The organism is Sphingomonas sp. MMS12-HWE2-04 (assembly GCF_044881185.1).
Taxonomy (GTDB): domain Bacteria; phylum Pseudomonadota; class Alphaproteobacteria; order Sphingomonadales; family Sphingomonadaceae; genus Sphingomonas.
In genome coordinates, this window is record NZ_CP173254.1 from 2908196 (window position 1) to 2922956 (window position 14761).

Genomic DNA, 14761 nt, shown 5'->3' on the forward strand with positions numbered 1-14761 from the left:
TGAAGGCCATGACTGTTACCGTTGCTACTCTGGGGTTCCCACGGATCGGGCCCCGCCGCGAGCTGAAGTTCGCGCTCGAACGCCATTGGTCCGGCAAGGCAAGCGAAGCCGAGCTGCTCGATGCCGCCGCCGGGCTGCGCGCCGCCGCCTGGGCGCGGCAAAAGGCGCTCGGCGCCGATTGGCTGCCCTCCAACGACTTTTCGCTTTACGACCATGTGCTCGACACAAGCGTGATGCTCGGCGCCGTGCCCGAACGCTATGGCGCCGCGCCGGGAGAAGCCGATCTCGGCACCTATTTCGCGATGGCCCGCGGCAGCGGAGAAACGAGCGATTGCGGCCATAACCATGGCGGCCAGACCGCGCTCGAAATGACCAAATGGTTCGACACCAACTACCATTACATGGTTCCGGAGCTGACCGCCGGACAGAAGCTGGCACTCAATCGGCCCAAGGTCGTCGACGAATATCGCGAGGCCAAGGCGCTCGGCTATGAGACCCGCCCGGTGCTGCTCGGGCCGGTGACCTGGCTCAGCCTCGCCAAGGGCCGCGGCGTCGACCCGTTCGACTATCTCGACGAAGTCCTCGGCCTCTACGCCGCGATCCTCGGTCAGCTCGCCAATGCCGGCGCGCAATGGGTGCAGATCGACGAGCCCGTGCTCGTGCTCGATCTCAGCGAGCAGCAGCGGCGTGCGCTTACCCGCGCCTATGCCAAGCTCACCCGCTGCGGCCCCAAGCTGATGCTCGCCACCTATTTCGGCGGCCTCGACGACAATCTCGGCTTCGCCGCGTCGCTGCCGGTCGCCGGGCTGCACGTCGATTTGGTCCGCGCGCCGGGCCAACTCGACGCCCTGCTCGCCAAGGCGCCCAAGGGTCTGCTGCTCTCGCTCGGCCTGGTCGACGGCCGCAACGTCTGGCGCGCCGATCTCGAAGCCCTGCTCGATCGGCTCGAGCCGATCGCTGCGCAGCGCGACCTGATTCTCGCGCCGTCCTGCTCGCTGCTCCACGTCCCCGTCGATCTCGCCCTCGAGCCCAAGCTGGACGACGAAGTGAAGCAATGGCTGGCGTTCGCGGTCCAGAAGGTCGACGAACTCGCGATTCTCGCGCGTGCGCTCAACGAAGGCCGGGACAGCGTCGCAGCGGCGCTCGCCGCCTCCTCGGCAGCAGCTTCGGCGCGCAAGGTCAGCCCGCGTATCCACGATCCGCGCGTCGCCGCACGCGCCGCGGCGGTCAGCGCCGATATGCGCGAGCGCCGCTCGGCCTATCCGGCCCGCGCAGTGGCACAACAGGCCACGCTCGGTCTGCCCGCCTTCCCTACCACCACGATCGGCTCGTTCCCGCAGACCGCCGAGGTCCGCCACGCCCGCGCCGAGCATAATCGCGGCAACCTCTCGGCCGCCGATTATGCCGATTTCCTGCGCGAGGAGACGGCCCGGACGATCGCCTGGCAGGAGGACGTCGGGCTCGACATGCTCGTCCACGGCGAGTTCGAACGCAACGACATGGTCCAGTATTTCGGCGAGCAGCTCGAAGGCTTCGCCTTCACCGTCAATGGCTGGGTCCAGTCCTATGGCTCGCGCTGCGTGCGACCGCCGATCCTCTACGGCGATGTCTCCCGCCCCCAGCCGATGACCGTCGAGTGGTGGCGCTATTCGCAGAGCCTCACCGCGCGTCCGGTCAAGGGCATGCTCACCGGTCCGGTGACCATCCTCAATTGGAGCTTCGTCCGCGACGACCAGCCGCGCGCGGCCTCGTGCCGGCAGATTGCGCTCGCGATCCGCGACGAGGTGCTCGATCTCGAAGCCGCGGGTGCCAAGGCGATCCAGATCGACGAGGCCGCGTTGCGCGAGGGCCTGCCGTTGCGTCGTCACGACTGGGATGCCTATCTCGACTGGGCGGTCGATTGCTTCCGGCTCACTGCGTCCGGCGTTGCCGACGCCACCCAGATCCACACGCACATGTGCTATTCGGAGTTCAACGACATCCTGCCGGCGATCGGCGCGATGGATGCCGATGTGATCTCGATCGAGACCGCACGCTCGCAGATGGAACTGCTCGAGGGCTTTGCCGACTATCGCTATCCCGCCGCGATCGGGCCTGGGGTGTACGACATCCACGCGCCGCGCGTGCCGGGGGAAGACGAGATGGTCGCACTGATGCGGCTGGCCCAGGCGCACCTGGCACCCGAGCAGCTCTGGGTGAACCCCGATTGCGGGCTCAAGACCCGGCGCTGGGAGGAAGTGAAGCCGGCGATCGTAGCGATGGTGAAGGCAGCCGAAACGCTCCGCGCCGCAGCGTGAGCGGACGACCCTCTCCCGCTTGCGGGAGAGGGTCTATTTCATTGGGCCGGCGCGCGGCGCTCGACCGCGGGGGCATTTTCCCAGCCGCCGCCCAGCGCCTTGAACAACGCGACCTGGGCCTGCGCAAGCGAAACACTGGACGATGCCAGCGAAGCGCGCGCAGTGGCACGATCGCGCTCGGCATCGATGCGCTGGAGCAGCGTGTCGCGGCCTGCCTCGAAGCGCAGCCCGGCGATCCGCGCGGCGCTGGCCGCGGCTTCATCGGCGCGGCGCAGCGCAACGTTGCGGTCGAGCTCACCTGCATAACGCGCCAGCGCCTGCTCGACTTCACGCAGCGCCGTGAGCACTGCGCCGTCGAAGCTGGCGAGCGAGGCTTCACCGGTCGCCTCCGCCTGGCGCACCCGCGAGCGCGCGACGGTCATGTTGGGGAAGCTCCAGCTGATCAAGGGCCCGAGCGAGAAGCTGAACGACGAGCCCTTGGGCAAATCTTCGATACTGCTCGACCCTAGCGACGCCGAACCGAGGAGGCTGATCGAAGGATAGAGCGCGGCCGTCGCCACGCCGACGCGCGCGGTATCGGCGGCGAGCTTGCGTTCGGCCTGGCGGACATCGGGGCGCCGTGCGAGCAGCGCCTGGCCGTCGCCGACCGGAATGAGTCCGCCGACGCTAGGCGGTGCGGTGCATTTGGCGGCGTCGGCGTCGATCTCCTCCGGCGCGCGCCCGGTGAGCGTCGCGAGCGCATAGAGCGAGGCGCGGCGCTCGGCCTCGAACCCGGGGATTTGTGCGGCCGCGCTTTCGGCGAGCACGCGCGCCTGGTCGACGTCGCGCACCGTCCCGCGCCCGGCATCGAACAGCCGCTGGGTAAGGTCGAGCGTGCGCCGCTGCAGATCGACCGTCTCGCGCGCGACCTGCGCCTGCAGCGCATAGCCACACGCCCCGGCATAGTTGCGCGCCACTTCGGCGGCGACCGACAGCCGCGCCGCGTCGAGCGCCGCCTGCTGCGCGGCGACGTCGCCGCGTGCCGCCTCGATCGAGCGCGACACCCGGCCGAACAAGTCGATTTCGTAGGACGCATCGAACCCGACCTGGAAGAAGTCGTAATTGATCGCATCGGGCACAGCGGTTCCCGCCGGGATGCTGGTCGCCAGCGACGGCTGGCTGCCCGTACCGGTGCGGTTGCGGGTATAGCCTGCGCTCAGATCGGTGGTCGGCAACCGTGCGCCGCGCTGTTCGGAGAGCACTGCGCGCGAACGCTTGAGGTTCGCCGCCGCGACGCGGACATCGGTGTTGTGCGCCAGCGCGTCGACCACGAGCCGGTCGAGCACGGGGTCGCGGAACAGCCGCCACCATTCGCCCTCGACGGCGCCGGTCGTGACCTTGGTCGTACCCGGGTCGACAAAGGCGCCCGCCCCGGCCTTCGGCGTTTCGGGCCGCTCATAATTCGGGCCGACCGTACAGGCCGAGACCAGTCCGGCGGCAGCGAGGATCGCAAGCTTCTTCATTCCGCTGCCTCCGGTGCCGGGGCTTCGGGCTCGCGATGCCGCCGCAGCTTGGCCGTCTTCGAACTCACCCAATCGCCGAGCTTGCGGCTGATCACATAGAAAGCAGGCGTGAACAGCAGGCCGAAAATCGTCACGCCGATCATCCCGAAGAACACCGCGACGCCCAGCGCCTGGCGCAGCTCGGCCGCGGCGCCGCTGGCGATCACCAGCGGCAGCACGCCGAGGATGAACGCGATCGACGTCATCAGGATCGGGCGCATGCGCTGGTGGGCGGCGCGTTCCGCGGCATCCTGCGGGCTCAGCCCCTCATCCTCACCCTGGCGCGCGAACTCGACGATCAGGATCGCGTTCTTCGCGGCCAAGCCGATCAGCACGACTAGGCCGATCTGGGTGAGGATATTGTTGTCCAGCCCCATCACGTTGACCCCGATGATCGCGGCCAGCAGGCACATCGGCACGATCAGGATCACCGCGAGCGGCAGCACCACGCTTTCATAGAGCGCGGCGAGCAGCAGGAAGACGAACACCACCGCCAGGCCAAAGGCCAGCGCGCCGGTATTGCCCGCCTGCTTCTGCTGGAACGCCAGTTCCGTCCATTCGTAGCTCATCCCCGCGGGAAGCGTCTTGGCGGCGAGCGCTTCCATCCCGGCGAGCGACTGGCCGGTCGAATAGCCCTTCTTGGTATCGCCCTGCAGCTCGGCCGCGGGATAGAGGTTGAAGCGCACGACGCGATACGGGCCCGAATCGTTCTTCAGCGCCATCACCGAGCTCATCGGCACCATCGCACCCGACGCCGAGCGCGTCTTGAGCGTCTGGATGTCCGACGGATCGTCGCGATAGGGCGCATCTGCCTGCGCCGTTACCCGGAAGGTGCGGCCCAGATAGTTGAAGTCGTTGACATAGGAGGAGCCGAGATACGAGCCGAGCGTCGAGAAGATGTTCGACACCGGCACGCCCATCCGCTCGGCACGCTCGCGATCGATATCGGCGCTGAGGCGCGGCGTGCCGACGTTGAAGGTCGAGAAGGCGCCGGCGACGCTCTCGGCCTGATTGGCCTGCATCATCATGCCCATCGCCGCCTGCGCCAGCGCGCGATAGCCCTGGCCGCTGCGGTCCTCGATCATCATCTTGAACCCGCCGCCGGTGCCGATACCCGGCACGGGCGGGGGCGCGATCACCAGGATGTCGCCGCCCTTGATCGCGCCCAGCGCCGGATACAGCGCCTGCTGGATCTCATCGGCATGCTGCTTGCGGTCGGCGTGCGGCTTCAGCGCGAAGAAGATCACGCCGGCATTGGGTGCGGTCGAGAAGCTCGCGCCGTCGAGGCCGGCAAAACCGATCGAGGTCTGGATGCCGTCGAGCTTCATCGACGCATCGATCGCCTGGCGGATCACCGCGTCGGTGCGCTGCAGCGACGAGCCCGGCGGCAGCTGGACGACGCCGATCAGATAGCCTTGGTCCTGTGGCGGGATGAAGCCCGTCGGGGTCGCAGTAAAGCGCCAGCCCGCGAGCAGGATCAGCCCAGCATAGACGACGAACACCATCAGCAGCATCCGAATCAGCCGCGCGGTGAGCTTGCTGTACCGGTCCGACAGCCAGTCGAAGCCCCGGTTGAACGTGCGTCCCGCCCGCGCGGGGATGCCGCGCCAGCCGGCCGGCGGCGCCTTGCCGTGCTCGGGCGCCTTGAGCACCAGCGCGCAGAGCGCCGGCGACAGCGTCAGCGAGACGAACGCCGAGATCAGCGTCGCCGACGAGATCGTCATCGCGAACTGCTGGTAGAACGAACCCGAAATGCCCGGGATGAACATCGTCGGCACGAACACGCCGACCAGCACCAGCGCGATCGCAATGATCGCGCCCGACACTTCGTCCATCGTCTTGTGCGCCGCCTCGCGCGGAGAGAGGTGCTCCTCCTCCATCAATCGCTCGACATTCTCGACGACGACGATCGCGTCGTCGACGACGATGCCGATCGCGAGCACCAGCCCGAACAGCGACAGCGTGTTGAGCGAATAGCCAAAGGCCAGCAGCACCGCAAAGGCACCGACCAGCGAGATCGGGATCGCGATGATCGGGATGATCGCGGTTCGCCAGCTCTGCAGGAAGATCAGCACCACCAGCACGACGAGCACCAGCGCCTCGACCAGCGTGTGCTCCACTGCGCTGATCGACTCGGCGATGTAATCGGTCGGGTTGTAATCGATCGAATATTTCATGCCCGCGGGGAACTGCTTCGAGAGCGTGTTGAGCTCCGCCTTGATCCGGTCGGCGGTCTCGAGTGCGTTCGATCCGGGCATCTGGAACACGCCCATGCCGACCGCGCGCTTGGCGCCGAGATAGCCGTTGAAGCTGTAATCCTGCGCGCCGAGTTCGATACGGGCGACGTCGCGCAGCCGGGTCAGCCGGCCCTGCGTGTCGCGCTTGAGGATAACCTGGCCGAACTCTTCGGGCGACGACAGCCGGCCCTTGGCCTGGACACCCAGCTCGAAGGCGGGGCTCGCCTTGCCATAAGGCGGCTGGCCGACCGAGCCGGCCGCGACCTGCACGTTCTGCGCGCGGATCGCCGCAGTGACTTCGTCGACGGTCATGTCGCGCGCCGCGGCAAGGCCGGGATCGATCCAGATCCGCATGTTATAGTCGCGGCCGCCAAACGCCTGCGCCTGGCCGACGCCGGGGATGCGCGCGATGCGGTCGAGCACCTGCAACGTGACGTAATTCGAGATGTAGGGGATATCGAGGCTGTTATCGGGCGAAGTGAAGAACACGACCATCAGGAAGTCGGGCGAGTTCTTGTTCACCGTGATGCCGATGCGGCGCACGTCCTCGGGCAGCCGCGGCTCGGCCTGCGCCACGCGGTTCTGCACCAGCACCTGCGCCTGGTCGACATTGGTGCCCTGCTTGAAGCTGATCGTGACCTGGGTCTGGCCGTTGCCGGTCGACGACGAGGTCATGTAAATCATGTTCTCGACGCCGTTGATCGCCTGCTCCAGCGGCGCGGCGACCGTTTCGGCGAGCGTCTCGGCGCTGGCGCCCGGATAGCTGGCAGTCACCACCACCGTCGGCGGAGCGATGCTGGGATATTGCGCCACCGGCAGCGTCGGATAGGCGATGGCGCCGACGATCACGATCAGGATCGACAGCACCGCCGCGAAGATCGGCCGCTCGATGAAGAAGTGTGGAAACTTCATGATTTCACCGCGACGTCGCCTGGCCCGATTGGGGCTCGGGCATGGTTTCGCTCGGCGCCGCCTGCTGGGCGGGCTGCGGCTTGATCTGGCTGCGCTTGGGCTTGACCGGTGCGCCGGGCTGGAGCCGGCCGAGGCCGTCCAGGATCACCAGATCCGTCGGCGCCAGGCCGGCGCGAACGATGCGCAGACCGTCAACCTTGGCGCCCACCTCGACCGGGCGCGGCACGGTCTTGCCGTCCTGCCCGACGACATAGACCAGGCGCCGAGTTTGATCGGTCACGATCGCCTCATCGGGGATCAGCATCGCCTTGTAGGTGCCCGATCCGATCAGCCGCGCGCGGCCGAACATGCCCGGCGTCAGGAAGCGCGTCGGGTTCGGCACCACGGCGTGGGCGCGAATCGTGCCCGAATTGGGATCGATCGCGTTATCGAGGAACTGCATCTTGCCGTGCCAGCGATATTCGCTCTCATCGGCCAGCTGGATGTCGATCGGGTTGGCGGTGCTGCGCGAGGAGCCGCGCTCGCCGCGCTGCGCCTGGCGGAGGTTCTTCAGATAGAAGCCCTCGGCGCCTTCGAACTCGAACCAGATCGGATCGAGCGAGACGATCCGGGTGAGCACGGTCGTGCCATCGGCGACCGAGTCGCCCAGGCTGACCTTGCGATCCGACATGCGGCCGCTGAACGGCGCGCGGACGGTGGTGAAGCCCAGGTTGAGCTGGGCGTTGCTGACAGCGGCGCGGCCTGCGGCGAGGTCGGCAGCGGCGGTGCGCTCGGCCGCGATATTCGATTCGAGCTCTTCCTTGCTCACGGCCTGGGCGGCAGCGAGCTGGCGGCTGCGCGCGGTGACGCCACGCGCATTGGTCAGCGCCGCCTGGGCGCGCGCGACCTGCGCCTGCGCCTGGGCGAGCGCGGCACGATAGGGGCGATCGTCGATCTTGAGCAGCGCTTCGCCGCTGCGCACGTCCTGGCCGTCGCGGAAATACACCGCCGTGATCACGCCGTTGACGCGCGGCCGGATCTCGACGTCCTCGGGCGCCACGAAGCGACCGGTATAGTCGTCCCAATCGACGACGTCGCGCTGGAGCGGAGTCGCCACGGTGACTTCGGGCGGTGGTGGAGCCTGTTGCTGCTGCCCCCCGCCGCACGCGGAAAGCAGGCCCAGAGCTACCCCTGCGATCAACAACCTCACCGAATTTCCCCTTTTCCGCGCCGCAACATCCATGCGGCACCGCATCATTCAAAACGCGGGCGCTTCAAATGACGGCGAAAATCGAGGAGGTAAAGCTATTTTGTTCCGCTCGGTAGAAAATGAGGGTGTTCCGGTACGCGCGGCAAAGAAAGGGCCGGAGGATCGCCCCGGCCCTTTCTACTGGCACTCCTGACCCCCTCGCCTACGGAGAGGGCGGATACGAATCAGCTGCGGAACAGCGTCTCGGCTGTATGTTCCACCGGCGCGTTCGAGATCGGTTCGCCTGCCTCGTCGACGCGCGAGGCGGCCTCGCGCTCGGCGCGCAGCTGGGTGATCAGCGCCTCGCGGTCGCCTTCCAGACGCGTGTCCGTCGGCGCCTCGATGCCCGCGGCCTTGGCCGCCTTGGCAACCAGCGCGTCGAGCTCGCGCTGCGAGCACAGCCCCAGCGTCACCGGGTCCTTGGGCACGATGTTGGCGATGTTCCAATGCGTGCGGTCGCGGATCGCGGCGATCGTGGTGCGGGTGGTACCGATCAGCTTGCCGATCGCGCCGTCCGAAACTTCGGGGTGATGGCGCAGGATCCAGGCGATGCCATCCGGCTTGTCCTGGCGCTTCGAGACCGGCGTGTAGCGCGGGCCCTTGGTGCGGCGGACCTGGTCGGGCCCCTTGAGCATCTTCAAATGATAATCGGGATTGGCCTGACCCTTCTCGATCTCGTCCATCGTCAGCTCGTGCGCGCGCACCGGATCGCGGCCGGTGAGCTTGGTCGCGGCGGTGTCGTCGGCGATCGCCTGGACTTCCAGGATGTGGAGGCCACAGAATTCGGCGATCTGCTCGAACGAGAGCGACGTGTTGTCGACCATCCAGGAAGCGGTCGCGTGCGGCATCAGCGGCTGGGCCACTTTTCGTCTCCAGAAACAATAAGGGCCGCCCATCACGGGCGGCCTGTCATTGCACCGACTTACTGCTAAGCTTGAGGAAGAGCAAGGCGAGAGGCTGAAATGACTTTCGTAAGACGAACGCTTGCCGCGGCTGCGCTGCTTGGCATGCTGCCGGGGTGTGCGGCGGGCACGAACCAGGACCGCCCGAGCTTATCCGAACGCTCGCCGGTCGATCTATTCACCGATTATATCGGCACGCAGGTGCGCAATCATTGCACGCCTGTTAGCCAGGAGGCGGTCGAGCGATCCCGGCGCAAGCAGAGCGCGCGACGTTTTCAGCAGCTATTGCCGTGGCTAGACCGCCATATCGGGCGCGAAGAGATGCGCGCTATACGCGACGAGGCCACCGAAGCCTTCAGCCAGGTATATTTCACCGGCTGCCCCGATGAGGGTGCGGAAGCCGAACAGGCTATGCTCGAGCGCAGCCTGATTGCGGAGATGGAGCGGCGCCAGCGAGCTGAAGCACGGCTCACGCCGCCTTCGGCTGGCCGTCCATCGGATAGAGCGCATTCAGGAACTGGTGCGCGCTCGCTTCCCAGGTGAAACTGCGGCCATAGGCGGCGCAGGCCTCGGGATCCTTGGTCAGCGCCGCGCCGATCGCCGCGGTCAGGTCGTCGCTCATCGCGCCGGTCTCGGGGGTGAGCACGTCGATCGGCCCGGTCACCGGATAGCCGGCAACCGGCACCCCGCACGCCAGCGCCTCGATCATCACCAGCCCGAACGTATCGGTCTTGCTCGGGAAGACGAAGACGTCGGCGGCATTATACGCCGCGGCAAGCTCGCCGCCGAACATCGGCCCGAGGAACTTCGCCTCGGGAAAGCGCGCCGCCAGCGCCGTGCGCGCAGGCCCGTCGCCGACCACCACCTTGGTGCCGGGATGACCGGTGCGGAGGAACGCCTCGAGGTTCTTCTCCACCGCGACGCGCCCGACATAGAGCTGCACCGGTCCGTCGAGATCGCGCATCGCGGGATGCGGCGCGATACCGGGATGGAAATATGCGAGATCCACGCCCCTGCCCCAATGCTTTACCTGGGTTAGGCCATGCGCGACCAGCGAGTCGCGGATCGAAGGCGTCGAGGCAAGGATCGCCTGGCTCGGCGCGTGGAACCACCGGATGTAGCGCCACACCCATTCGGCCGGCACGCCCGAGCGCGCCGAGACATAATCGGGGAATTGGGTGTGATAGGCCGTGGTGAACGGCATGCCGTGGCGCAGGCACCAGCGCCGCGCCGCGACGCAGAGCGGCCCCTCGGTGGCGAGATGGATCGCGTTGGGCGCGAATTCCTCGAGCATCGCGCCAACTTCGCGGGTGCGCGCGAGTGCCAGGCGGATCTCAGGATAGGTCGGGCACGGCAGTGAATAGAATTGGTCGGGCGACACCACCATCACATGGTTGCCCTGCTTTTCCAGCACGTCTCGAATCGATTTGAGCGTGCGGACGACGCCGTTGACCTGGGGCTCCCAGGCATCGGTCACGATGGCGATGCGCACTTCGTCGGCCTCCGGTACCGCCGTCACGCCGCCTCAAGTCTGACCTCGGACATCGGCGCGTCGCGCGCCGCCATCTCGTCGGCCCAATGGAGAATTTCCATGGTACCGTCGTAGTGCTCGACGAGCGCGGTGCAACCCTCCACCCAATCGCCGTCGTTATAATAGTCGATTCCGGCGATCGCGCGCATCTCCGCCTTGTGGATGTGCCCGGCGATCACGCCATCGACGCCGCGGTGCCCCGCCTCGTGCGCCACCACTTCCTCGAACTTCGAGATGAACGAGACGGCGTTCTTGACCTTCTGCTTGGCGTATTTGCTCAGCGACCAATAAGGCAGGCCGAACAGCCGGCGCCCGGCATTCATCCAGCGGTTGAGCGCCATCAGCGCCTCATAGGCATAGTCGCCCAGATGGGCGAGCCAGCGGTGCGACATGGTGATCGCGTCGAACTCGTCGCCGTGCAGGACGAGCAGACGGCGCCCGTCCGCTGTTTCATGGACGGCCTGGCGACGGATCTCGACTCCGCCGAAGTGCAGCCCCGAGAATTGCCGGAACATCTCGTCGTGATTGCCCGGGATATAGACGATCCGGGTGCCGCGCTTGGCCCGCTTGAGCACGCGCCAGACGATGTCGTTATGCGCGTCGGGCCAGTAGAAACGCTTCTTCATCGCCCAGCCGTCGATGATGTCGCCGACGAGGTACATCGTCTCGCTATCGACATGGTCGAGAAAGTCGATGAGCATCGCCGCGTTGCACCCGCGCGTGCCGAGATGGACGTCGCTGATCCATACGGTGCGATATTGCTTGCGGCCGCCGATCACCCGTTCGGGGATGGCCGGCGTGGTCGATTGGAAATCCGCGATCTGCGCTGCGTCGAACGGAAGCCTGGTGATCGTCGCCATGACGGTAACCCCGCACTGATCCTTGCCCGGAGTTCCTATGCCGCAGGATTGTTACAGGACGAATCGCGGCGGCGATTATTCGTCGATCGCGATGTGCCCCGGCTCGGCGGCCACGCGGTCCAGCCAGCGCCGGACATGGGGATAGCGGCTTAGGTCGAATCCGCCCTCTTCGGCGACATGGGTATAGGCATAGAGCGCGATGTCGGCGAGCGTCAGCCGGTCGAGCACGAAGAAGGCCCGCTGCGCCAGATGCTCGTCCATCAGCGCCAGCGCCGCCTCGCCGGCCGCAATCTTGCCCGGCATCAGCGCCTTCTGGAGCGGCTCGAGCCTGTCCTCGCCGATCATCGCGCGCCAGAAGCGCATCGTCGCGACATTGGGCTCGTGATTATACTGCTCCCAGAACAGCCAGCGCAGCATCTCGGCCTGCTCGAACCGGTCGACCGGGATCAGGCTGCTGCCATGCGCCAGATAGAAGATGGCGGCGTTGCTCTCGGGAAGGAAATCCTCGCCGAGCTGGAGCACCGGGATCCGCCCATTGGCGTTGACCTCTTCGAGGAATGGCGGCGTCCGCGTCTCCCCCTTCAAGATGTCGTAATGCCGCCGCTCGAGCGGGATGCCGAGACGCGCCGCGGTCAGGCGGATCTTGTAGCAATTCCCCGACGGGGCATATTCGTGAAGGACGATCGGACCCATATTGCGCTCCCCGGTTGCGCCGTCCTTTTGGCGTGTGCCGGCGAAGCGTCAAACAAATAGCGGAGGGCGAGCGACAAGCCTGGCTTATCGCTCGGCCGGCCGCATCATTCGGCGGCCTGAGCCGGCGGGATCGCCGGCGCGCTCGGCGCCGCCTCGGCCGTCGCGCTCGCCACCAGCGTGTCGAGCGAGCTGCCGTCGAAGCCCAGTTCCTTCATCAGCCCGTCGATCACCGGCGCCTGCGCGCGATAGCGCAGCGCCGCGGCGACCGCCGAATTGGCAAGGTTGCGCTCGCCATCGCCGTCATTGGCTACGCCCGCCGACGCGCTGCCGCGCCCGGTCAGCCCGTCGACCTGGACGATCTTGATCGAATCGATCGATTCGAGCGGCTTGGAGGCCTCGCGGATGATCTCGGGCAGCACCTTGAGCAGCGCGAGCTTGGTCTGCAGCGAGACTTGGTCCGACGACAGCAGGTTTGCCGCTTCGTTGACGGCGCGCTGGCCCGCGGCCTCGACTTCGAAGCGCACGCGGTCGGCATCCGCGCGCAGCTTGGACGCCTCGGCCTCGCCCTCTGCCGCAAGCCGTGCCGCCTCGGCGCGGTCGGCAGCGGCCGACTTCTCGGCCTCGGCCTGGACCTTGATGCCGATCGCGGCGCGCTCGGCTTCGCGCGCCGCGTCGATCAGCTCGATACGCTTCTGGCGCTCGGCGACCTCGGCCTCGCGAGCCGTGCCGACGCGTTCCTCGGCGACCACCGCTTCGGCGCGCGCCTTGTCGGCCTCAGCCTTGGCCTGGCTCTCCTCGCAACTCTTGTTCTGCACGGCGATCTGCTGCTCCTGTCGCGCTAGTTCCAGCGCCTGGGCCTGGGCGATCCGCGCCTCCTGCACCGCGCGATCGGCCTCGATCTGCTGCGCGTCGACCAGCTTCTTCGCCTCGATCCGCGCCTGATCGGCCTCCTGCTGGCGCAGCGACTGCTCGCGCGCGACTTCGGCGCCCTGCGCGGCGCGGCGCATCTCGACTTCGCGCTCCTGCTCGAGCCGGGCGAACTCGGTGTCGCGGCTGATCAGGAACGACGCGCGCTGCGCCTCGAGATTCTTGGTCTCGATCTGCACCCGCGTATCCTGCTCGATATCGTTGCGCGCCTTTTTCCGGAGCTCGATCTGCTCGGTGAGCTTGGTCAGGCCCTCGGCGTCGAACGCGTTATTGGCGTTGAAATGCTCGATCGAGGTCTGGTCGAGCCCGGTCAGCGACACCGACTCGAGCTCCAGCCCGTTCATCGCCAGATCGACCGACGAGACCTGCTGCACCTTCTGGACGAAATCGGCGCGCTGTTCGTGGAGCTGCGCCATCGTCATGCCCGCGGCGACCGAACGCAGCGCGTCGACGAACTTGCCCTCGACCAGTTCCTTCAGCGCATCGGGATGCATCGTCCGCATGCCCAAAGTCTGCGCGGCGATCGCGATCGCCTGCGCGTCGGGGCGGACGCGGACATAGAATTCGGCCTTCACATCGATCCGCAACCGGTCGAGGGTGATCAACGCGTCCATGTTCTTGCGCTCGACGGCGAGGCGCACCGTGTTCATGTTCACCGGCATCGTCTCATGGAACACCGGCAGCACCAGCGCGCCGCCGTTGATCACCACCTTCTCGCCACCAAACCCCGTGCGGACGAAGCCGATTTCCTTCGACGCGCGCTTGTAGAGGCGCGCGAGCGTCAGCCCGAGGATCAGCAGCGCCGCCAGCGCGACGCCGGCATAGATCAGATAGGGCAGCATCGACGTGGCGCCCTGGGGCACGATCTCGTTCATTGGGGGTCAGCCCTCCAGACTGGGAAGATGGAAATCGCCGCGCGAGACGGCGCGAAATACTTCGCCTTCGCGGCGGACGAGCAGCACGCGCTCGCCCTCCTCGAAGACCTGGCCCGAGCGATCGGGCTCGACCATGACGTAATGCGCCTGGCCATGCTGGTCCTCGGCACGCGCCCGCGCCGGCGACCCCGGCGTCGCCCGCCCGGTGAGCACTTGCGCACTGGTGCCGATCAGCACTTCGAGCGGAACGGCCGTGGTGTGGTCGTGGGGAAGGATGCGCGCCAGCCCGCGCGCCGCCAGCCCGGTAACCGGCAGCGATCCCAGCGCGACGACGGGCACCGCGATCCAGCCGCTGAGCGGCGCGCCGGTCCAGTCCGCGACGATCTGCTGCACGATCAACCCGGCGAGCCCGAACACCGCAAGGAAGACGACGAGCAGCATCAGCAGCGGCAAGCGGCCGACGCCGAGCCAGCCGAGCGCATCGAAATCCGGATGCCCATCAAGGTCGAAGTCGGGATGCAGATCGGCGTCGAAACCGCCAAGCCCGATCAACTGCACCACGCCAATCAACAGCATCAGGACGATCGCCGTGACGAACACGACGTTCTCCGATGCCAATACGAACGAAAGCACTTTCCCCCTCCCCCGAGTCGCAGCCGAGCTTAGGGCGCAGTGCCGCGCCGCTCTAGCGAAATCGGACAGTCCAAAGGGTCGCTTAACCACCAAAATCATGTGCGAATACGCCGACGCCGGGGCCG

General features: G+C 67.0%; 11 protein-coding genes. 2 read left to right on the forward strand and 9 right to left on the reverse strand.

Features of this window, described 5'->3' with window-relative positions; all coding sequences use genetic code 11:
- Nucleotides 1–8 precede the first annotated feature (8 nt).
- Nucleotides 9–2297 carry a 5-methyltetrahydropteroyltriglutamate--homocysteine S-methyltransferase gene (gene metE / locus AB2M62_RS13475; protein WP_404334515.1) on the forward strand — a complete coding sequence of 763 codons (2289 nt, stop codon included), beginning with the start codon at nucleotides 9–11 and terminating at the stop codon, nucleotides 2295–2297.
- A gap of 38 nt (nucleotides 2298–2335) precedes the next feature.
- On the opposite strand, the gene AB2M62_RS13480 is transcribed toward metE, so the two are convergent.
- The 4 genes from AB2M62_RS13480 to AB2M62_RS13495 all read right to left on the reverse strand — a co-directional run bounded on the left by AB2M62_RS13480 (nucleotide 2336) and on the right by AB2M62_RS13495 (nucleotide 9078).
- Nucleotides 2336–3799: an efflux transporter outer membrane subunit gene (locus tag AB2M62_RS13480; RefSeq protein ID WP_404334517.1), complete on the reverse strand. Its 1464-nt coding sequence runs from the start codon at nucleotides 3797–3799 to the stop codon at nucleotides 2336–2338.
- Nucleotides 3796–6987 (reverse strand): efflux RND transporter permease subunit, encoded by a 3192-nt coding sequence (locus AB2M62_RS13485; RefSeq protein WP_404334519.1) that lies wholly within the window; start codon nucleotides 6985–6987, stop codon nucleotides 3796–3798. Before AB2M62_RS13485 ends, AB2M62_RS13480 begins: the two co-directional genes overlap by 4 nt.
- Before the next feature lie 4 nt (nucleotides 6988–6991).
- Nucleotides 6992–8176 carry an efflux RND transporter periplasmic adaptor subunit gene (locus AB2M62_RS13490; RefSeq protein WP_404334521.1) on the reverse strand — a complete coding sequence of 395 codons (1185 nt, stop codon included), beginning with the start codon at nucleotides 8174–8176 and terminating at the stop codon, nucleotides 6992–6994.
- Between the two features lie 224 nt (nucleotides 8177–8400).
- Nucleotides 8401–9078, reverse strand: coding sequence for a DUF1013 domain-containing protein (locus AB2M62_RS13495; protein ID WP_404334523.1), 678 nt, complete (start codon nucleotides 9076–9078; stop codon nucleotides 8401–8403).
- Nucleotides 9079–9177: 99 nt separating this feature from the next.
- Here AB2M62_RS13495 and AB2M62_RS13500 point away from each other — a divergent pair, with 99 nt between their 5' ends.
- Nucleotides 9178–9660 carry a hypothetical protein gene (locus AB2M62_RS13500; protein WP_404334525.1) on the forward strand — a complete coding sequence of 161 codons (483 nt, stop codon included), beginning with the start codon at nucleotides 9178–9180 and terminating at the stop codon, nucleotides 9658–9660.
- Here AB2M62_RS13500 and AB2M62_RS13505 read toward each other — a convergent pair.
- The 5 genes from AB2M62_RS13505 to AB2M62_RS13525 all read right to left on the reverse strand — a co-directional run bounded on the left by AB2M62_RS13505 (nucleotide 9587) and on the right by AB2M62_RS13525 (nucleotide 14636).
- A complete protein-coding gene (locus tag AB2M62_RS13505) occupies nucleotides 9587–10609 on the reverse strand; it encodes a glycosyltransferase family 4 protein (RefSeq protein ID WP_404339940.1) in 1023 nt (340 codons plus the stop codon). The two genes, AB2M62_RS13500 and AB2M62_RS13505, sit on opposite strands and share 74 nt — an antisense overlap.
- Before the next feature lie 23 nt (nucleotides 10610–10632).
- Nucleotides 10633–11508: a UDP-2,3-diacylglucosamine diphosphatase gene (locus AB2M62_RS13510; RefSeq protein ID WP_404334527.1), complete on the reverse strand. Its 876-nt coding sequence runs from the start codon at nucleotides 11506–11508 to the stop codon at nucleotides 10633–10635.
- Nucleotides 11509–11583: 75 nt separating this feature from the next.
- A complete protein-coding gene (locus AB2M62_RS13515) occupies nucleotides 11584–12201 on the reverse strand; it encodes a glutathione S-transferase family protein (RefSeq protein ID WP_404334529.1) in 618 nt (205 codons plus the stop codon).
- Nucleotides 12202–12305: 104 nt separating this feature from the next.
- On the reverse strand, nucleotides 12306–14003 hold the full coding sequence (locus AB2M62_RS13520; protein ID WP_404334531.1) for a flotillin family protein: 1698 nt from the start codon (nucleotides 14001–14003) through the stop codon (nucleotides 12306–12308).
- A gap of 6 nt (nucleotides 14004–14009) precedes the next feature.
- Nucleotides 14010–14636 carry a YqiJ family protein gene (locus AB2M62_RS13525; RefSeq protein WP_404334533.1) on the reverse strand — a complete coding sequence of 209 codons (627 nt, stop codon included), beginning with the start codon at nucleotides 14634–14636 and terminating at the stop codon, nucleotides 14010–14012.
- Nucleotides 14637–14761 lie beyond the last annotated feature (125 nt).